19 protein-coding genes are annotated in these 18536 nt (G+C 55.1%); 9 read left to right on the forward strand and 10 right to left on the reverse strand.

The features are described from left to right. The first annotated feature begins 12 nt into the window (after window positions 1–12). From WA429_RS13670 to WA429_RS13685, 4 genes are read left to right on the forward strand one after another with little or no spacing between them, the layout of a single operon-like run. Complete coding sequence (locus WA429_RS13670; protein WP_287464893.1) at window positions 13–1071, forward strand: histone deacetylase family protein; 1059 nt, start codon at window positions 13–15, stop codon at window positions 1069–1071. Continuing rightward, window positions 1068–2213, forward strand: a complete 1146-nt coding sequence (locus WA429_RS13675; RefSeq protein ID WP_287464891.1) for an NAD(P)/FAD-dependent oxidoreductase — start codon at window positions 1068–1070, stop codon at window positions 2211–2213. The genes WA429_RS13670 and WA429_RS13675 overlap by 4 nt, the downstream gene beginning before the upstream one ends. 48 nt (window positions 2214–2261) lie before the next feature. Next, on the forward strand, window positions 2262–3548 hold the full coding sequence (locus tag WA429_RS13680) for a M20 family metallopeptidase (RefSeq protein ID WP_287464889.1): 1287 nt from the start codon (window positions 2262–2264) through the stop codon (window positions 3546–3548). Between the two features lie 42 nt (window positions 3549–3590). Then, complete coding sequence (locus WA429_RS13685; protein WP_068517389.1) at window positions 3591–3938, forward strand: RidA family protein; 348 nt, start codon at window positions 3591–3593, stop codon at window positions 3936–3938. Between the two features lie 70 nt (window positions 3939–4008). Here the strand turns inward: WA429_RS13685 and WA429_RS13690 are convergent, their stop codons facing one another. Continuing rightward, window positions 4009–5241 carry a bifunctional alpha/beta hydrolase/OsmC family protein gene (locus WA429_RS13690; protein ID WP_287464886.1) on the reverse strand — a complete coding sequence of 411 codons (1233 nt, stop codon included), beginning with the start codon at window positions 5239–5241 and terminating at the stop codon, window positions 4009–4011. 99 nt (window positions 5242–5340) lie between these two features. On the opposite strand from WA429_RS13690, the gene WA429_RS13695 reads away from it, so the two are divergent. Beyond that, complete coding sequence (locus WA429_RS13695) at window positions 5341–5853, forward strand: GNAT family N-acetyltransferase (protein ID WP_287464885.1); 513 nt, start codon at window positions 5341–5343, stop codon at window positions 5851–5853. A gap of 44 nt (window positions 5854–5897) precedes the next feature. Here WA429_RS13695 and WA429_RS13700 read toward each other — a convergent pair whose 3' ends face one another. The 3 genes from WA429_RS13700 to WA429_RS13710 form a co-directional block, all read right to left on the reverse strand. After that, on the reverse strand, window positions 5898–6395 hold the full coding sequence (locus WA429_RS13700; protein WP_287464884.1) for a thioesterase family protein: 498 nt from the start codon (window positions 6393–6395) through the stop codon (window positions 5898–5900). Next, window positions 6392–7333 (reverse strand): ornithine cyclodeaminase family protein, encoded by a 942-nt coding sequence (locus WA429_RS13705; protein WP_287464882.1) that lies wholly within the window; start codon window positions 7331–7333, stop codon window positions 6392–6394. The genes WA429_RS13700 and WA429_RS13705 overlap by 4 nt, the downstream gene beginning before the upstream one ends. A 127-nt stretch (window positions 7334–7460) precedes the next feature. Continuing rightward, window positions 7461–8345 carry an alpha/beta hydrolase gene (locus tag WA429_RS13710; RefSeq protein ID WP_231856663.1) on the reverse strand — a complete coding sequence of 295 codons (885 nt, stop codon included), beginning with the start codon at window positions 8343–8345 and terminating at the stop codon, window positions 7461–7463. Between the two features lie 165 nt (window positions 8346–8510). Here WA429_RS13710 and WA429_RS13715 point away from each other — a divergent pair, with 165 nt between their 5' ends. Then, a complete protein-coding gene (locus tag WA429_RS13715; RefSeq protein WP_287464881.1) occupies window positions 8511–9002 on the forward strand; it encodes a hypothetical protein in 492 nt (163 codons plus the stop codon). Between the two features lie 32 nt (window positions 9003–9034). Here WA429_RS13715 and WA429_RS13720 read toward each other — a convergent pair whose 3' ends face one another. The 5 genes from WA429_RS13720 to WA429_RS13740 form a co-directional block, all read right to left on the reverse strand. Next, complete coding sequence (locus WA429_RS13720) at window positions 9035–10105, reverse strand: D-TA family PLP-dependent enzyme (RefSeq protein WP_287464880.1); 1071 nt, start codon at window positions 10103–10105, stop codon at window positions 9035–9037. 56 nt (window positions 10106–10161) lie between these two features. After that, window positions 10162–11631, reverse strand: a complete 1470-nt coding sequence (locus tag WA429_RS13725) for a M81 family metallopeptidase (RefSeq protein ID WP_068517382.1) — start codon at window positions 11629–11631, stop codon at window positions 10162–10164. Window positions 11632–11717: 86 nt separating this feature from the next. Continuing rightward, window positions 11718–12773 carry a TRAP transporter substrate-binding protein gene (locus WA429_RS13730; RefSeq protein ID WP_068517381.1) on the reverse strand — a complete coding sequence of 352 codons (1056 nt, stop codon included), beginning with the start codon at window positions 12771–12773 and terminating at the stop codon, window positions 11718–11720. Window positions 12774–12872: 99 nt separating this feature from the next. Continuing rightward, window positions 12873–14153, reverse strand: a complete 1281-nt coding sequence (locus WA429_RS13735) for a TRAP transporter large permease (RefSeq protein ID WP_068517380.1) — start codon at window positions 14151–14153, stop codon at window positions 12873–12875. Next, the gene (locus WA429_RS13740) at window positions 14150–14671 is read right to left on the reverse strand and encodes a TRAP transporter small permease (protein ID WP_068517379.1); all 522 of its coding nucleotides are present in this window, start codon (window positions 14669–14671) and stop codon (window positions 14150–14152) included. The genes WA429_RS13735 and WA429_RS13740 overlap by 4 nt, the downstream gene beginning before the upstream one ends. 207 nt (window positions 14672–14878) lie before the next feature. Between WA429_RS13740 and WA429_RS13745 the strand changes: the two genes are divergently transcribed. The 3 genes from WA429_RS13745 (at window position 14879) to WA429_RS13755 (ending at window position 17212) form a co-directional block, all read left to right on the forward strand. Then, complete coding sequence (locus WA429_RS13745; RefSeq protein ID WP_068517378.1) at window positions 14879–15268, forward strand: RidA family protein; 390 nt, start codon at window positions 14879–14881, stop codon at window positions 15266–15268. A gap of 67 nt (window positions 15269–15335) precedes the next feature. Beyond that, the gene (locus WA429_RS13750) at window positions 15336–16220 is read left to right on the forward strand and encodes a MurR/RpiR family transcriptional regulator (protein ID WP_068517377.1); all 885 of its coding nucleotides are present in this window, start codon (window positions 15336–15338) and stop codon (window positions 16218–16220) included. Window positions 16221–16261: 41 nt separating this feature from the next. Further along, complete coding sequence (locus WA429_RS13755) at window positions 16262–17212, forward strand: sugar kinase (protein ID WP_287464879.1); 951 nt, start codon at window positions 16262–16264, stop codon at window positions 17210–17212. 12 nt (window positions 17213–17224) lie between these two features. Here the strand turns inward: WA429_RS13755 and WA429_RS13760 are convergent, their stop codons facing one another. Beyond that, complete coding sequence (locus tag WA429_RS13760; RefSeq protein WP_336107486.1) at window positions 17225–18433, reverse strand: translocation/assembly module TamB domain-containing protein; 1209 nt, start codon at window positions 18431–18433, stop codon at window positions 17225–17227. Window positions 18434–18536 lie beyond the last annotated feature (103 nt).

The raw sequence follows: 18536 nt of genomic DNA on the forward strand, positions 1-18536 counted from the left end.
AAGGCGGCAGCGATGATGCGTGCCTATTTCTCAGACGATCAGTTACGCCACCACGGCAAGACATTCATTGTCGCGGGCGAGAAAAAACCGATCCCCGAAGTCCCCGAACGCGCCGAAATCCTGCATACGGCAATTGCGCGGCTGGGGCTTGAGGTCTGTGCACCATCAGATGCGGGCATGGCCCCGATTGCTGCCATTCACGACAATCAATATCTGGATTTCCTGCAAACCATTTACCCGGAATGGATTGCTGCGGGCGGGTCGGAGCTGGTGATCCCCAACATTCACCCGTTTGATCGTAATGGCCCCTACCCGCGTCATCATGCTGGCAAGGCCGGTTTTCATCTGGGTGATACGTCCTGCCCGATATCGGAAACCACGTGGCAATCGGCCTATGCCAGTGCGCAAACCGCGATTTCAGCCGCCCGTCATGTCCGCGATGGCGGTGCGCAATCGGCCTATGCGCTATGTCGTCCGCCCGGTCATCACGCCAGTTCCAACCTTGCCGGCGGGTTCTGTTATCTGAATAACAGTGCGATTGCCGCACAGGAATTGCGCGAAAAACATGACCGGGTGGCAATCCTTGATGTCGATCTGCATCATGGCAACGGCACCCAGCATATTTTCTATGAACGGTCCGATGTCCTGACCCTTTCGATCCATGCCGACCCGATGGATTTTTATCCATTCTTCTGGGGCAATGCCGAAGAAATCGGGGCCAAGGACGGGATTGGTTTTAATAAAAACTATCCCTTGGCACTGGGCAGTGGCGATGACGTGTTCCTTCCCGCACTCGATCGGGCGATGGCCGCGATTGACGCATTTGGGGCCGATGCGGTGGTGGTCGCACTCGGTCTTGATGCATCGCGCGATGACCCGTTTGGCGGCCTTGCTGTCAGCCCGGATGGTTTTTCCAGGATCGGTGAAAAAATTGGCACCCTTACCTGCCCAACCGTGATAGTGCAGGAAGGTGGTTATGTCAGCGTCACGCTGGCGGAAAACCTGTATCAGTTTCTAAGCGCCTTTGGCGCCACCAACAAAAACATTTCGATATCAGAAGGCCCCAAATGACCCATTCAGACATCCTGATTATTGGCGGCGGCATCGCCGGTATGTCGGCCGCATATTTTCTGGCCAAGGCGGGAAAATCCGTAACCGTTCTGGAGCGCGAAGATCAGCCGGGCTATCACAGCACCGGACGGTCCGCCGCCCTTTATAGCGAAACCTATGGCCCGAAAATCATCCGCAAGATGTCGACGGCAAGTCGCGATTTCTTTTTGAATCCGCCAGCCGGTTTTACCGAAAACCCGATCCTGACGCCGCGCGGGATCATCATGTATGCCGGTCCGGGCGAAGAAGCCGTACTTGATGCCCTGATTTCCGAGGGCCGGGCGAACGGCGCGAACTTCACCGAACTGCCCCCGGATGCGCTTAAGGAAATCGTACCGATCCTCAATACCGATCTGATCGCCAAGGGGGCCCATGAACCCGATGCGATGGACATTGATGTTCATGCCCTTCACTGGGGCTTTATCCGTCAGTTCAAGGCCGTGGGTGGTAACCTTGTCATCAAGGCCGATGTCAGTGCGATTGCCAAAGCCGGTGACAATTGGCAGGTCACCCTCGCCAATGGCGATGTTCATAGCGGTGCAATCCTTGTGAATGCCGCAGGTGCCTGGGCCGATGACATCGCCACCAAGGCCGGTGTCAAACCGCTTGGCATTGTGCCAAAACGCCGGACTGCCGTGATGGTGGATGCGCCTGATGGCATGGATATTCATGGTCTTCCGATGGTCGCGGCCCTTGATGAAAGCCTGTATTTCAAGGAAGACGCAGGCCGGTTGCTGGTATCGCCCGCCGATAAAACCCCGACCGAACCCCATGATGTGCAGCCCGAAGAACTTGATATCGCCATTGCGATTGACCGTCTGATGACCGCGACCAGCGTTGTGGTCCGTCGTCCTGGTGAATCCTGGGCCGGGTTGCGCAGCTTCTTTGCCGATGGCGACCCTGTTTCAAGCTTTGATCCGCAAGATGACAGCTTCTATTGGCTGGCCGGCCAGGGTGGCTATGGCATTCAGACAGCCCCTGCGATGGGTGAATATGCCGCAAGCCTGATCTGTGGCAACGGCATTCCGGCCCATATGGAAAAGCTTGGCGTAAGCGAAGATGCCCTGTCGGCAAGCCGTCCGACACTTGCATCTGGGAAATGATCAAATACCGGCAGGGATAAAAGTCCCCTGCCTGATGGAGAAAACAGCATGACCGGTTTTGATCGCGCCACCCTTCGCAAGGCGGTTGCCGACCGTACATCACAGGCGATTGATGATCTTTGCGCACTGGTGCGTCATGACAGTCTTTTGGGCAATGAAGCATCGGCGCAAGACTGGATCGCTGATCAGTTTGCCAAGATGGGACTGGATGTTGAACGTGTGACGATTGACATCGACGCATTGCGCGATCAGCCGGGCTTTTCACCGCCGGTGATTGATGATTATGACGGGCGGGAAAATGTTGTCGGCTTGCACCGTCCGAAAAATCCGACCGGTCGCAGCCTGATCCTGAACGGGCATATGGATGTTGTCCCGACCGGACCGGTTGATCAATGGCGTCGCGGTCCGTTTGATCCGCATGTCGATGGTGACTGGCTTTACGGGCGCGGTGCGGGCGATATGAAGGCCGGTATCATTGCCTATTGCCATGCCCTTCAGGCACTTCATGATATCGGGTTTGAACCGGCTGCCCCGGTTACTCTGCAATCGGTGATCGAGGAAGAATGCACCGGCAATGGTGCGCTTGCCTGTCTTCATGCCGGGTATCGTGCCGATTGCGCGATCATTCCCGAACCGTTCAACCAGACACTTATGACCGCACAGCTTGGCGTGATGTGGTTCCAGATCCATGTTTCGGGAAGCCCGGCGCACGTTCTCGATACCTCGGCCGGAAGCAACGCGATTGAAGCGGCCTTTGGCTTTTTTGAAGTTCTCAAAGAAGTCGAGGATATCTGGAACCATCCGACCGACCGGCATTGTGCATACGGGGCGCATGTTCACCCCGTGAACTTCAACCTTGGCAAGATCGAAGGCGGTGAATGGGCATCGACCGTGCCACCGGTATGCACGGCCGATATCCGTGTTGGTTTCTATCCGGGGATGGAGCTTGCAAAAGTGCGCGAAACCATCGAGATGGTCAGACAAAGCACGCTTGATAACCATCCGGCCTGCAAGGGTGCAAAGATCGACATCACCTATCGCGGTTTTCAGGCCGAAGGATGCGAGATGGATACCAATCATCCGATGATGACGATGATTGGCGATATCCATCAGGAAGTGACCGGAGACGCGATCAAAAACTATGCCTCGACCGCGACCACGGATGCCCGTTTCTTCCAGATTTACGGCAAGATCCCGGCCACCTGTTACGGGCCCAAAGCCGAACGGATTCACGGCATTGATGAACGGGTTTCAATCGCATCAATGATGGAAGTCACCGAGGTCCTTGCGCTGTTCATTGCAGACTGGTGCGGTGTGCAAAAGCGTGGTAGCTAAACCCGAATAAATTATTCAATTTTGTCACCAAAGGAGAGCTTCATGAGCGTTCAACGTTTCCACACCGGCCCGCGTATGAGCCAGGCCGTTGTTCACGGCAACACCATCTATCTTGCAGGCCAGGTTGGCGATCCCAAAAGCGACGTGACCAACCAGACCAAAGAATGCCTGGCAAAGGTTGACGCGCTTCTGGCCGAATGCGGTTCGAGCAAGGAAAACATCCTGTCGACCACCATCTGGCTGGCTGACATGAAAGATTTCGCTGCCATGAACGAAATCTGGGATGCATGGGTACCGCAGGGCCACACCCCGGCACGTGCATGCGGCGAGGCAAAGCTTGCCACCCCGGAATACCTTGTCGAATTCATCGTGGTTGCGGCAAAACCGTAATCGGATCGATCCGAACACAAAAGCCCGGCATATCCCCATATGCCGGGCTTTTTGTTTGGGGTGCTTCGGGTCAGGCCCCGTGTTCCCGGGTCACAATCACGGAACTGGCTTCTAGTGTCCGGTGGACCGGGCATTTATCCGCGATTTCAAGCAGCCGTTTGCGCACGTCATCGGTAAAATCACCATGCAGGGTGATCAGGCGTTCAAACCGGTCAATCTTGCCCGACTTGCCGATTTTTTCCGACGCACATTCCGCGCAATCATCCGCGTGAACTTTCTGATGGCGGATTTCAACCCGGATGCCATCAACCGGTATTTGTTTGTGATCGGCATACATGCGAAGCGTCATGACCGTGCAGGCCCCAAGCCCAGCCGCAAGAAAGTCATAGGGTGACGGACCGCTGTCAAACCCGCCGACATTTTCCGGCTCATCGGCAATCATGCGATGGTGCCCGGCAATGACCATCGACTGGAATTTGCCAAGACCGGTTTCGCGCACCACCACGCCTTCGGCCGGTTCCGGGATATCTTCCAAGGTTTTTGGAATATAACGTGTCGCCCATGCCGCAATCACCGTTGCCACATATTGGGCATCATCGGGATTGCGCAGCAAATGGTCCGCATCATCAAGGGAGACAAAGCTTTTGGGATGTTTGGCCGCATCATAAATCCGCCCGGCATTTTCAATCCCCACCGTCTGATCCATCGGCGCATGCAAAACCAGCAACGCCTTGTGCAGCCCGGCCACCGATTTTTCGATGCTGTGATTGCGCAGGTCATCGACAAACTGCCGCTTGATCACAAAGGGACGCCCGCCAAGCGATACTTCAGCCTGACCGTCGCGGTCGATATCGGCAAGGTAATCGTCAAAATTATGGGTGACGTGTTCGACATCGGCCGGGGCACCGATGGTGGCAATTGCGGTTGCCTCGGGCACGCTATCGGCCACGGCAAGAACCGCCGCCCCGCCCAGCGAATGGCCGATCAAAAGTTTGGGCGCGGCAAATTCATGACGCATGAAATCCGCTGCACGTCGCAGATCTTCAAGGTTCGACGTAAAATTGGTCGATGAAAAATCCCCGCCCGATCCACCAAGCCCGGTAAAATCAAATCGCAAAACGCCGATCCCCTGCAAGGTCAGGGACTGGGCAATTTTACGCGCCGCAGTCAAATCCTTGCTGCAGGTAAAGCAATGGGCAAACAGCGCATAGGCCCGCACCGGCCCGACCGGCAAATCAAGCCTTGCGGCCAGTTGCGCGCCATGGGCACCTTCGAATGTCAGTTTGATGGGCTTGACCGGCATTGATTCCTCCGTGTTTGCAAACGAAAAACGGCTTTGATTACATGGAATTCACGCTACAGTTTTGATCGACAGTTTCCACCATAACAAGCGCCCCACATCATGACCATTCTTGAAACACCGCGCACCATCCTGCGCGAAGCCAACCATGAAGATGCCCCGTTTATCCTTAAGCTTTTGAACGAACCGGGATGGATCCGGTTCATCGGCGATCGCAATATCCATGATCTTGCCGCTGCGCGCGATTATATCGATCTGCGCTTCCGCGAGAATTATGAAAAGCTGGGATTTGGAATGTGTGTTGCCGTTGAAAAGGATACACAAAGCCCGATTGGCCTGATCGGTTTTGTCAAACGCGATACTCTTGATGCGCCTGATATCGGCTATGCCGTGACTGAGGCCCACCAGGGCAAGGGATATGCCTATGAAGTTTGTTCTGCCCTGCTTGATCATGGCTGGAACGTCTATGGCTTTGACAAGGTTTACGGGTATTGCCTGCCTGACAATGGCCCATCCATTCACATGCTGGAAAAGCTTGGCCTGACATTCCTGCGTGATCAGGATGTCAATCTTTCGGGCGAGATGTGCCGGCTTTATATGGCAACCCGCCCATAGGCCCAAAAGAAAACCCCGCATCGATGACTGCGGGGTTTTCCATTTTACTTGCGGCGAATGCCGATTTTGCGTCCAACCCCGGACGGGATCGGAAGATCGGCATGGGCTTCGCGGATCCGGTTAAGGGTCGTCATGATATCATCGGGAAACGGGGCCGACCGGCGTTCCGCCATATTGATATGCATGGTGATGATTTCGTTGGTCGAGGCCAGCCAGCCTTCGTTGCCATGGCGCATTTCATGATACATGTGAATGCGTTTCTGATCGCAATCAAGCACCCTTGTATAGATGACGAACGGGTCATCCTGATGAATTTCCCGATCATAGGTCACATGCATTTCAAGCCCGAAAGTCGACCCGCCGCGCCGTTCGGGATAGGTATATCCCATCCCCACCGCATCAAGGAACGCCATCGATCCCAGATCAAAGGCAACGACGTAATAGCCGACATTCATATGCCCGTTGAAATCAATCCATTCCGGTTTGATTTTGCCGCGAAACGCTTCGAGCGGTTCCGGGGCGAACAGATCGGCACTGATCATTTTTCGACCGCCTTCACCACGGCCACGGCGGCAAAGAAATCTTCAAGCGAATGACCGACCGATTTGAAAACGGTGCATTCCCCGTCGCTTTGGCGTCCGGAAACGTCCCCACGGGTCAGACCGAACAGATCACCCAGGATATCGGTTTTGGCGATCGCACCACTATTGATCGCCTGAACCACATCACCGCCTTCGGCACTGGCCCCCTCGAAGCTGTCGACAAAGATCCGGCATTTTGCCATCACGCCATCATCGGTTTCGCGCATGGTTGGTTTGAAGGCACCAACCAGATCAACATGGGTGCCGTCGCGCAGCCAGTCACCGCGCACAAGCGGTTCGGTCGAAAGGGTGGCGCATGAAATCAGGTCTGCGGACTTACAAGCCGCTTCAAGATCATCAGTACCCGACGCATTGAAACCAAGTTCGGCAATTTCCGCGGCAAGCTTTGTCGCCTTGTCCGCATTGCGGTTCCAGATCGTGACATTTTTGATCGGGCGCACCGATGCATGGGCCTTGATCAGTTGCGGGGCCATCGCACCCGATCCGACCATGACCATATCAGTCGCATCCTTGCGCGCCAGATAATCCGCTGCCAGGGCCGATGCCGCGGCCGTGCGGCGCGTGGTCAGTTTGGTGCCATCAATCACGGCGGATGGCTGACCGGTTACCGCATCCAGAAGAACATAGGTCCCCGAAACCGCCGGAAGATTGCGCGCCGAATTCCCCGGCACCACGGCGGCGATTTTCACCCCCGCGGCCCCGTCCTTTTGCCAGGCCGGCATGATCAGGAAAGTCGCATCATCCTCGTTGCTGCGTTCCATGTTGAAATGGCTGCGCAGCGGGGCTTCGCACCCTTGGGCAAATCCGTTGCGCAGGGCTTCGACCAGATCCCGGGGCGATACAAATTTGTCGATATCTTCAGCAGTGATGAAACGCATGTGCCTTCCTGTAGAATTATTTTTGATTTCAGTTTGGTAGCGGACGTTTTTTATACCACGTCAGGACCGCCCCGTCACAGGATGAGCACCGGTTTTTTATGCTGTTTTTTATGAAAATTGCCGTCGTTTAGGGCAGAAGAAACCGCTTGAGATGCCCAAACAGTGACCCCGTGCCCAAAAAGACTTCTTCAAGCACGGTAAAGTGGTTTGCCCCCCATGCCTTATAGACCGGGACCTTGTGCCCGGCGCTACCGCAATAGGCGCCATAGGCATCACTTTGACGAACGAATTCCGGGCTTTCATTACCGCCGACAATCACCATCATCCGCACATCCACCGGCACCGCATCAAGCATCGGCGAGTTATCCGCCGCAGACGCCGCATCAAGACGGATATCTTCATTCAGCGTCGTGTGGCGGACCGGTTCGAGATCAAACACACCCGATATCGGAACAACGGCGGAAAATGGTGCCGGATCGCCAAGCGTTTCTTCCCAGTCATGGGTGGCAAGGCGCGCGACAATCTGCCCGCCTGCTGAATGGCCGGATATCGAAATGCGGTCTCGATCACCATTAAAGTCTTCGATATGGCGATAGATATAATCAATGCAGCGCACGGCTTCGTCGGTGATATCAGCCACCGTCACATCCGGGCACAGATCATAATTCGGGCAAATCACGGTAAACCCGGCCGCCACCAGATCACGGGCGACAAAGGCGTAATCCTTTTTGTCCTGGCTGCGCCAATATCCGCCATGGAAAAACACATGAACCGGTGCCCCCGGTTCCGATGCCATGAAAACATCCATGGTTTCCTTGGGACCATCGCCAAAGCGGACATCGATCTTGCCGCCAAGCTGGGCACGCGTTTCATCGGACAGTTTCACAAACCGTTCGAAATGGGTCATGAATTCCGGCACGGTTTCGCGCGGATTATATTGCCATTCAAGTTCAGCAGATGTGAAACCACCCCAAGCCATCGGCACCTCGGACATTGCGGGACTGAACGCCACAGGATTTGACGTCCTGTTTCGATCTTTCTTCAATTTTACCCTGTTTGCAATCACTTCGCATAAGAGATGCGTATTTTTACGCGTTTTCATACCCGGTGATTGATTGGTCGGGACCGGAATGCGAAACTGATGGAAACAAATTTTATATCAACCGGATAGCACCCCATGTCCCTGCCCCGTTCCTGCCCGTTTCCGTCCACGGATACCGACCGCACCCGTATCTGGGAAATGCTGGTTTTGCGTGATATTGCGGCCTTTGTCGCCGCCGACTGGTCAATGGTTGCGGATGATTTCAAGGCAGACGGGTTTTACGCGATTGATGCCTGTAAATCCGATAATCCCGATGACTGGAAAATGATGTTTCCCGATCTTGGTGCCTATCGCGATGAATGGCTGCGCCAGGCCGTCGACGCCCAAAAGATCGACTTTGCCGAGGACCTGTTTGACGGGGTATTTCGCGCCACCAGACTTGAAAAGATCGACATCACTGGCAACCGGGCACTGGTGCGCAAACATTTCAACGGGCGCATCAAAAAAGCAGACGGCACAGAAGACCGTCTGCTTTGGAAAACCCATTATTACTGCGAAAAGCAGCCGGATGGAAAATGGCTGATTACCGGGTTTACCGGCTATCTACCCAATCATGACCCGGCGTAAATTCCGGGCTCACCCAACATAGTTTCTTTCGATTACAGCACCTTCCCGCGCGCTTCCACATCGACGGTTTCGATTGCATCACCGCGCACCAGATGCACCTGATCAAGCATATTGCTGACCACGCAGACATGGTTGGGGATGATTTCAATCCGTTCGCCAATTTCAAACGGGGTCAGACCCGCGTCAAAATGCAAAATGCCGTGTTCTTCGGAAAGCCCGACCACCGCAACATCGGGATGACCAACGACATAGCCATACCCGTCAAGCCCCAGAAGATCAGATGTCAGAACCTTGGACCCGGCGTCAATGATCGCGCGGCCCGGAGCCGGAAGTGACACGATTTCGGTCAAAACACGAAGCGCACAATCATCTTCCGCACACACACCGCGCGCCATCAGTGACCGGTCATTATAGATATAGGTGCCGATACGGTATTCGGTGATATTGGCGACCTCGTGGGCCTTCCACATGTCCGGAGTTCCGCCGGAACTTCTGATCGGGCAGTCAATGCCGGCCGCCGCAAGTTTGGGCATCGCATCCCCAAAGAATGCGGCAACCTTGTCACCGCCCCCGGCCGCCGGATAGGTCATCAGACCGGCAAATGATATGCCCGGAAGGGCTTTGATCTTTTGCGCAAGTTCCAGGGCCGCCTGCGGGGTCTGAACCCCGCAACGCCCACCACCGGTATCGCATTCAATCAGGATTTCAAGCGGCTTGGCACTATCGGCAAAGGCACGCGACAGACCTTCGACCACCGGCAGGTTATCGGCCACCACGCGAAGGGTTTTGACCCGGTCAAACAAAGCCCGCAAACGGGCAAGCTTACGATCCCCCAACACGTTATAGGTCAGAAGAATGTCATCCATGCCGGCATCGGCCATGACTTCAGCCTCGCCGATTTTCTGACAGGTAATCCCCTTGGCCCCGGCATCAAGTTGCTGTTTGGCAAAGGCCGGAAGTTTGTGGGTTTTGATATGGGGGCGCAGCGCAATCCCATGCTTGTCGCAATAGGCCTGATAGGCATCGATATTCCGATCGACCGTATCAAGATTGACCACCGCACAAGGCGTATCAAGTTCGGGATATTGCGGTGAACGGGTCATGAAAAACGTCCTTTGATATTCGGTGGTGACGCGAAGGGTGCAGTGGCAATCGACAATCAGCCTGCCTTTTGGGCAAACGGATCATCGACAATCGGCCAAAGCGGACGTTTGACATGACGGTATCCGTTGGTTTTCGGATCCGACGGATAAGGACCATGCACATCGATATAGATGATCTCGCCCGCGATCTTGGCGAAGGCATCGTAGAAGTGATTGGTCGATTTGATAAACAGATATTTTTTTGATTTCGGATCGATGCCCATATTGGAAAACAGGCTGGGATCGAAACTTTGCGACCGGTTGGTGTTCAAGATGACTTCACCCCCGCCCGGAAGTTCAATCACCGCGCAATCGCCAAGCGGCACGATGCTTTGGCCGAAATACTGCCAGGCATCGCGTTCAAGCTTTTTGACCACCACTTCGGCATCAATGGGTGCGCCCGCATGGGCCCCGGTTTTCCCGCCAAAGCGCAGCGGCAATGTCGCGCCCTCGCCAGCCGAGAAACAGGTCTTTACCGCCATCGGATCCCAAAGAGTGCCAAAGGCATAATCGGAAAGCCCGCGTTCCATCACCGCACGCAGCAAAATCGTGCTGTCGCCCGGAACCCCACCGCCCGGATTATCCCAGACATCGGTCAGAACAATCGGCTGTGCATCGGATGCCAATGCCTGATCAAGCGCGGCCTCGGGTTTAAGGAATGTCGGGCGGGTGGCCCCACGGAAACCAAACAACTCAACCCCCAGGTCTCGTGCTATCTGCTTGGCTTCCGCAGGGTTATTGTTGGTGGTGACAACGACCTTGGCCCCAAGATCGGGAACGTCACCGGCCATAAATCCGTGAATGAACGATATCGACAGGATATCGCCCGTGCCTTCCATATCCTTTGCCCGGTCGATAAAGGACCGCATCGGTTCGCGTGACGTCGGCAGAACTTCGATCATGTGGCAATCGAACACTGCCTTGGTCGGGGTGATTTCACCACGCAATGTGCGCAGGACAAGATCAACAACCGCCCGGCCGGTTTCGACAAAATCGGTATGGGGGAATTCCTTGAACGCCACGATAATGTCGGCATTGTCGACCCGAAGTGCTGTCAAATGACTATGCGGGTCGAAACTGGTGCCGATCACGACATCCGGACCGACCAGATCGCGAATGCGCGAAATCAGGTCACCTTCGCAATCAAGATAATCCTGCGCCACCATTGCCCCGTGCAGGCCAAGGATCACGCCATCCACCGGCATGGCTGCGCGCAACTGACCAAGAACCTCGTCACGGAGCTGTTCATATGTCTCGCGGCTGACCAACCCGCCCGGTTCCGCCCAGGTTGCGGTTCCTTCGATCAGTTCCCAGCCTTCCTTGGCAGCGCGAAGACGGCCTTCGGTAAAGACGGCACTGCACAGCGTCGGTGTGACCGGATGTTGGCCGGGAGGTGCGTAAAAGCTTTCCTGAAAATCGGAAAAATCAGTTCTTAAAGGGGAAAATGTATTGGTCTCGGTTGCAATCGAGGCGCAAAAAATCCGCATGGCCCGTGCCTTTGTTATTGGTCTTATGAAATTGGAAAATGGAATCCGAAGGGGCAGAACCCTGCCCCTTCGGCAGATGGAACGGCTTATTCCATGTAACGGCTGGCGTTGGCCTTATCGACTTCCTGCTGGAACAGGTTCAGAAGCTTGACGCCTTCGTCACCGAGGCTTTCCTGAACGTGTTTGACCACGACCGGCTGGGTTGCTTCTTTGAACTTTTCACGGTCTTCAGCCGACAGTGCGGTGATTTCCATTTTGTCCTTAAGACCGGCAAGGCCACGATCAGATGCCTCGATCACGCGCGAAACACCACGGCTTGCAACAACGCAAGACTGCGCAGCGTAACGGATGATTTTCTGCTGATCGGCGGTCAGGCCATCCCAGAAGGTTTTCGACAGCATCATGGTGTAAGGCGAGAACAGGTGGTTGGTCAGTGTCAGGTAGCCCTGGACTTCGTTGAACTTGGCAAAGGTCACGGTCGGAACCGGGTTCATCTGGCCATCGATCACACCGGTCTGAAGGCCGGCATAAACTTCACCCCAGGCCATCGGGTATGCTTCTGCACCCAGCGCCTGCATGATTTTCTGATGCGACGGCAGCGACATGGTACGGATACGGATGCCTTTGAAATCTTCAAGCGTCGCGATGGAATGCTTGGAGTTGGTCACCGCAAAGAACCCACCGGTATCGGGGAAGCCAAGAACCTTGACGTCACCAAGGGTGCCTTCGATATCTGATGCAAGTGCCGAACCGAACGGACCGTCAAACACATCATAGGTCGATGCGTTGCTGTCGAATGCGAATGCAAGGTTCAGAACATCAATGCGCGGATAATAGGATGCCAGCGCACCGGTCGAGGTCAGCGTCGCCTGAATCAGGTCATCGCGCACCATCTGAACATGTTCGGCAGCCGAACCAAGCTGGTTGGACGGATAGACTTCGACCTTGATTTCGCCATTGGTGTCAGCTTCGACAATATTGGCAAAAACCGCGGTGCAGGCATGGGCCGGGTTTTCAAACGGGTCGGCCTTGTTGTCATGCGCGAATTTCAGAACCTTGGTTTCGGCAAACGCCATCGAGGTGCTGCCCATCAGCATCGCAGTGGCCAGGGCAGCAGCGCCCAAACGCTTTACGGTTTTCATTCTTACCTCTCCTTGATGTAACGACTTTATGGTGTCCGGCATCTTGTTTTGGTGCGCGCCCCGGCCCGGACTGACCGGGGCTGTCTTCAACCTGCTGGCCTAGCGGAAGCCAAGCAATCGCGGTATCGCGAGTGCCAGATCCGACCAGAAGGCAAACAGGAACAACACGCCCAACTCGGCCAGAAGGAACGGCCAAAGCTGTGCAGCAATTTTTTCAAGCTTTTCACCCGTCACTGATGACAACACGAACAGACAGGCCCCGACGGGCGGCGTCATCAGCGAGATATTGAGTGCAAGGACAAAGATGATCCCGGCATGGATCGGGTCCATCCCGATCTGAAGGGTCAGCGGAACCAGAACCGGCGCCAGAATGATCAGAATGGCATTGATATCCATCACCATGCCGATCATCAAAAGCAGCCCGACAATCATGAAGATCACGATATAGGGGTTTTCCGAGACCCCCAGAACGAGGCTTGCGACTTCTTGCGGGATGCGGTTGAAACTCAGCCACCAGCCAAGGATCGACGCAAAGGCAATGATCACAAAGATCACCCCGGTCACACGGGCGGTGCGCACCAGCATCTTGAAGAAATCCGCAAAGCTGAGCGCGCGATAGATAAACACCCCGATAAACAGCGCATAGCCGACGGCAACCGATGCCGCCTCGGTCGGTGTGACAACCCCGCCAAGGATCCCCCCCAGAATGATCAGCGGCATGATCAGGGCGGTGATCGATGATTTGAAAATCTGCCAGATTTCGAGAAGTGTCGCCCGGCGTTCATTTTTCGGCAGGTTCTTGGCACGTGCAGTCACGGCAATCACGGTCATGCAGATCAGACAGATCATCAGACCGGGCAGGATCCCTGCGGCAAACAAACCACCGATCGAAACCCCCATCAGCGACCCATAAACCACCATCAGGCCTGACGGCGGAATGGTCGGGCCGATGATTGATCCGGCCGCAGTAACCGCACAGGCATAGTCGCGGCGATATCCGCGTTCAACCATCGCAGGCACAAGCGTTTTGCCAAAGGCCGCCGCATCCGCGGTCGCCGCCCCGGTCAGACCGGCAAAAAAGACGGATGCCAGCATGTTGGTATGGGCAAGACCACCGCGCATATGCCCGACAAGGGCCTGGGCGAATTTGACCAGACGGCTGGTAATGCCGATATGGTTCATGATTTCGCCAGCCAGAATAAAGAACGGCATGGCAAGGAACGGGAATACGTTCAGACCGTTAAACACCTTGCTTGGGCCCTGGGACAGGAACATTCCCCCACCCATGTCAAACAGGCCGACAACGCCCGCCACACCAAGGGCAAAGCCGATCGGCATGCCCAGAACCATCAGAATAACAAAGATAATGGCGACGATCATTCTGCGCCCTCCGCAAGATCAACCGGGATGAAACGGCCCTGATCACGCAAGGCAACAAGAAGAAGCTGGATGGCCGCCAGAAGTGCCGAAACCGGTACTGCGGCATAGGGAAGTGCCAGCGACATGCCGAAAATCATCGCCTGTCGGCGCATGCCGCCTTCGGCAAAACCAAATCCGTAGATCGCCAGATACAGGAAGGCTGCAAGCGCAATCAGATCGACAAGAAACAGGATGGTGCGCTGGATCGGCATTGGCAGGCTTAAGACAAACATCCCGATGCCGATATGTTCGCGGCGCGCAATCCCGGCCGAAATCGCCAGAAGTGCCGCCCAGATCATCAGATAACGGGCAAGTTCTTCGGGCCATGGCAATTGCCAATGGAAAATGTATCGGTCAATAACCCCAAGCCATACATCAAGAACCAGAACCAGCATCAGAACCGCGATCACGCGTTCGACACCCCAGTTCAGGCCACGGCTTAACATTGCTGCAATGGTTTCAACACGGCGTAATGCCATCTTCGCCAAACTCTCCGCTGATGAATCTTTTGTGTATTTTTTCTACATATTGAGTATCATTTTGTAGCTTGTCTACACATTTTTGACATTAAAAGCACAATTTTTCGGCTATTGACCGAAATTTGAAACTGATTTAGGTAGTTAAACTACATTTTAAACGGGATATTGTTTTTACAACGATCCATCAGCCAAAGCAGGGAGTTTTCAATGGCGATCAAACATTATGGCAATGAACGCAGCGGTGCCGGCGGACAGAAATTGCCGTTTTCACCCGCAGTTCGCGCAGGCGACTACGTCTATATTTCCGGTCAGGTCGCAATGAAGGAAAATGGTGAAATCGCCTATGGCGGTATCGAAGACCAGACCCGTCTGACCATGGAAAACGTCAAGGCCGCACTGGCATTGGCCGATTGCACGCTTGATGATGTCTTCAAGATCAATGTCTGGCTGGCTGACACCCGCGATTTCTGGACCTTTAACCGCGTTTATGCCGAATTCTTCCCGGGTGAGCGTCCTGCACGTTCCACGGTACAGTCCCAGATGATGGTTGACGCAAAGATTGAAATTGAAGCTATCGCCTACAAACCGGAAAAGTGATATTTCCCAAAGGGGTGCCAATTTTGGCACCCCTGCCCGACCTTTGAAACAGAACCGGACAAGACCCATGCAACCGACGGCCGACATTATCAGTTTGCTGCGTAACCAGTCGGGTGAATTCCCCAACCGGGAACAGCTGGTTGCCAATTATGTCAGTGAGAATCTGGAAGCGGTTACCACGATTGCCCTTTCCGATCTTGCCAACAATGTTGGCGTCAGCGAACCGACGGTCATTCGTTTTTGCAGGACACTGGGTTGCGACGGGTTCCGTGATTTCAAAATGCGTCTGGCGCAGAACCTTGCGGTCAGTATGCAGTATCTGACATCCGAAGACATTTCGGATGACACAACAGATGCAGACGTTCTTTCAAGTCACGTTCTGGGCGTTATCATCGACAATTTGCGTCTTCTGCGCGAACAGATTTCATCAAGCCAGGTCGATCAGGCCGCCGATATTCTGGTCAAGGCCCGCCAGATCGCGTTTTTCGGCGTCGGGGGTGGTTCGACCACCGTGGCGTTTGATGCTGCCAACCGGTTTTTCCGCCTGGGCATTCCGGCACAATCGCAAAGTGACGGCTATTTGCAACGCATGCTGTCGTCAACGTTGGGGCCCGACGATGTGGTTTTTGCCATTTCGACCAGCGGCCGCCCGACCGAGCTGATCCATTCCGCCGCCATTGCCCGGCAATATGGTGCCAAGGTCATCTCGCTGACCAATCCTGACAGCCCGCTTGCTGCGGAAAGCGATCTTGTCATCGGGATAGAGATGCCTGAAAACCCCGATATCTATAAACCCACGGCAACGCGCCATGCGTTTCTGGCCACCATCGATGTCATTGCCACCGCTGTTGCGCGTCGCATGCCAGATCAGGCAAAAGAAAAGCTGCGCCGTATCAGATCATCCCTTCTGACGGTCAATCTGCCGACCGGGCGCCAGCCCATCGGGGACTAGGCGCCCCACCAAATTTATCTGCCCCGCACAAAGGTTACCCCATGCCCCAGATCGCATTTATCGGTGAATGTATGCTTGAACTTTCCGGGGCACAGCCCGGGTCTGTTTTCGGCGCTGCAAAGCTTGGCTTTGCCGGGGATACATTGAATGCCGCAACCTATATGGCGCGCACCAGCCGCCTTCTTGATCCGGCACAATCGGGGACGGCTTCCTATATCACGGCACTTGGTCGCGATGCCTATAGCAATGCGATGATTGCGGCCTGGCAGGCCGATGGCATTGCGACCGATCTTGTCCGCCAGATCGATGGCGCCCTACCCGGTCTTTACACCATCCAGACCGATGCCACCGGCGAACGAAGCTTTTCCTATTGGCGCGATCAGGCGGCTGCCAAACAGGTTCTGGCGGGCGGACATGACCAGACCATCAAAAATGCTTTTGCGCGCTTTGACGGGCTTTATCTGTCGGGCATCAGTCTTGCGATCCTGTCGCCTGCTGACCGCCAGAACATGATCAGGCTTGTCGCCGAATATGCAGATCAGGGTGGTAAGGTTTACTTTGATACCAACCATCGCCCGCGCCTTTGGCCTGATGACAAAACCGCAATCGAGATCTATCAGGCGATTGCGCCCTATTGTGACACGGTACTTCCGACCTTTGACGATGACGCCGCCCTTTTCGGGGACATATCCGCGCAACAGACGGGCCAAAGGTGGCTTGATGCCGGTCTGCGCGAAGTTGTGGTCAAATCGGGCGGTGCGCCGACCTATTGGTGCAATCGTGACGGACAGTCGGGCTTTGTGACCCCGCCCGTGATCACCGACATTGTCGATACAACATCGGCCGGTGATTCCTTTAACGGGGCGTTTCTGGCAGCACGGTCACACGGCAACAACATCGAAGACGCCATTGCCGTCGCCCAAAAGGTCGCAGGAAGGGTGATTTGCCGCCACGGGGCGCTGGTTGATATCAGCGATCTGAAATTCGGCTAAGTTCGCCCCGACCTAGTAATCCAGCCGGTACTGAACACCCGCCTTGCTGTCGATTTCGGTGGTTTCGCTGGTCACGCTGATATTTGGCGTGACTTCGATTTCGACTTCGACCCCGCTTGATCCCGGTGTTGATCCGGCCTTGGTGCCGACATAGACCCCCTCGGTCAGGTATTTGCCGACCTTGACCTCGGGCCCGTTTTCACCACCACCGACCTGAAGCACATCGGCACCGATAAAGCGCCGGACACTTCCGACCACATCAAGTCCACTGCCCCCGCCTGAAAGCTCGTTCACGGCACTGGCCAGCTGCACGGCTTCGACAGCACTCAGGCTGCCCTGGGATTTGCCAAACAGGACCTGGGACAGAATTTCATCTTCGGGCAAGGACGGCACCGACGTCAGAACCAGTTCCGGATCGCTTGACGGTCCCTGGAACCCGGCGGTGACTTCCAGATCAGCCGTGGTATAGACGCCTTTGATATCAAGCATCGGATCGGGTGGTGATCCCCCGGCAAAGGTAATTTTGGAATCCTTGATGACGAATGTCTTGCCGATGATATCAAGCTGCCCGCGCAAGGCGGACAATTGACCGACAATGCTGGGGTCATCGGTGGTGCCCGAAATTTCAAGACGCCCGCCCCATTCGGAATCCAGCCCCTTGCCGCGCACAAACAGGCGGCCGGGAATATCAACGGTCACGTCAAGATTACCGGAAAAACCGTTATCCTTTTCAGCCGCCTTGCGGGCTTCTTCCTTTTCTTCCTCGTCGGGCAGATTGGCGACTTCGATCGTCGGAACGGATTCCGGCAGCGCGAGCGACAAATCCACCTCGCCACGCTGAACGGTAACCGTGCTTTCGATATCGGCACTTTCCTGATTGCCGGTGACCTTGGTGTCAACATCGGCCCAGAATTGCAATTCATCGACCCGCGACAGGGCGAAATTGCGCAAGGTGGCGGTTACGTCATAGGCCGCCTCGCCGCCATCCTTCATCGTCAGGTCAACCGATGCATCAAGTTTGCCGTTGCCGCCATCGGTTGCGGTGATTGACGGGATCGAAAGCCCGTTCTGATCAAACTCGCCCGCAAGCGTAACCTGTTCAAGGATCGTGCCATAAACAAGGTTCTCGTAATGCCCGTCAGACAGGCCGAGATTGCCTTTCCAGCCGATATCATCAAGTGTTCCGGCAACATCAAGTTCCAGATTGATCGTGCCCGACACCTGATGATCAGGCGCCGGTACATAGGTATAGAGGATTGCACTTATAATCCGTCAAACTTGCACTTATCGCGCTTTTCCGGCTCAGATTAAGTGATTTTATCGC

The organism is Thalassospira sp. CH_XMU1420-2 (assembly GCF_037029325.1).
In the GTDB taxonomy this organism is placed as follows: Bacteria; Pseudomonadota; Alphaproteobacteria; order Rhodospirillales; family Thalassospiraceae; genus Thalassospira; species Thalassospira povalilytica.

What these genes read in the sequence shown, in the direction of transcription:
- WA429_RS13670 (WP_287464893.1), top strand. Translation starts at nt 13, where the DNA reads ATGATGCGTGCCTATTTCTCAGACGATCAGTTACGCCACCACGGCAAG.
- WA429_RS13675 (WP_287464891.1), top strand. Translation starts at nt 1,068, where the DNA reads ATGACCCATTCAGACATCCTGATTATTGGCGGCGGCATCGCCGGTATG.
- WA429_RS13680 (WP_287464889.1), top strand. Translation starts at nt 2,262, where the DNA reads ATGACCGGTTTTGATCGCGCCACCCTTCGCAAGGCGGTTGCCGACCGT.
- WA429_RS13685 (WP_068517389.1), top strand. Translation starts at nt 3,591, where the DNA reads ATGAGCGTTCAACGTTTCCACACCGGCCCGCGTATGAGCCAGGCCGTT.
- WA429_RS13690 (WP_287464886.1), bottom strand. Translation starts at nt 5,241, where the DNA reads ATGCCGGTCAAGCCCATCAAACTGACATTCGAAGGTGCCCATGGCGCG.
- WA429_RS13695 (WP_287464885.1), top strand. Translation starts at nt 5,341, where the DNA reads ATGACCATTCTTGAAACACCGCGCACCATCCTGCGCGAAGCCAACCAT.
- WA429_RS13700 (WP_287464884.1), bottom strand. Translation starts at nt 6,395, where the DNA reads ATGATCAGTGCCGATCTGTTCGCCCCGGAACCGCTCGAAGCGTTTCGC.
- WA429_RS13705 (WP_287464882.1), bottom strand. Translation starts at nt 7,333, where the DNA reads ATGCGTTTCATCACTGCTGAAGATATCGACAAATTTGTATCGCCCCGG.
- WA429_RS13715 (WP_287464881.1), top strand. Translation starts at nt 8,511, where the DNA reads ATGTCCCTGCCCCGTTCCTGCCCGTTTCCGTCCACGGATACCGACCGC.
- WA429_RS13720 (WP_287464880.1), bottom strand. Translation starts at nt 10,105, where the DNA reads ATGACCCGTTCACCGCAATATCCCGAACTTGATACGCCTTGTGCGGTG.
- WA429_RS13725 (WP_068517382.1), bottom strand. Translation starts at nt 11,631, where the DNA reads ATGCGGATTTTTTGCGCCTCGATTGCAACCGAGACCAATACATTTTCC.
- WA429_RS13730 (WP_068517381.1), bottom strand. Translation starts at nt 12,773, where the DNA reads ATGAAAACCGTAAAGCGTTTGGGCGCTGCTGCCCTGGCCACTGCGATG.
- WA429_RS13735 (WP_068517380.1), bottom strand. Translation starts at nt 14,153, where the DNA reads ATGATCGTCGCCATTATCTTTGTTATTCTGATGGTTCTGGGCATGCCG.
- WA429_RS13740 (WP_068517379.1), bottom strand. Translation starts at nt 14,671, where the DNA reads ATGGCATTACGCCGTGTTGAAACCATTGCAGCAATGTTAAGCCGTGGC.
- WA429_RS13745 (WP_068517378.1), top strand. Translation starts at nt 14,879, where the DNA reads ATGGCGATCAAACATTATGGCAATGAACGCAGCGGTGCCGGCGGACAG.
- WA429_RS13750 (WP_068517377.1), top strand. Translation starts at nt 15,336, where the DNA reads ATGCAACCGACGGCCGACATTATCAGTTTGCTGCGTAACCAGTCGGGT.
- WA429_RS13755 (WP_287464879.1), top strand. Translation starts at nt 16,262, where the DNA reads ATGCCCCAGATCGCATTTATCGGTGAATGTATGCTTGAACTTTCCGGG.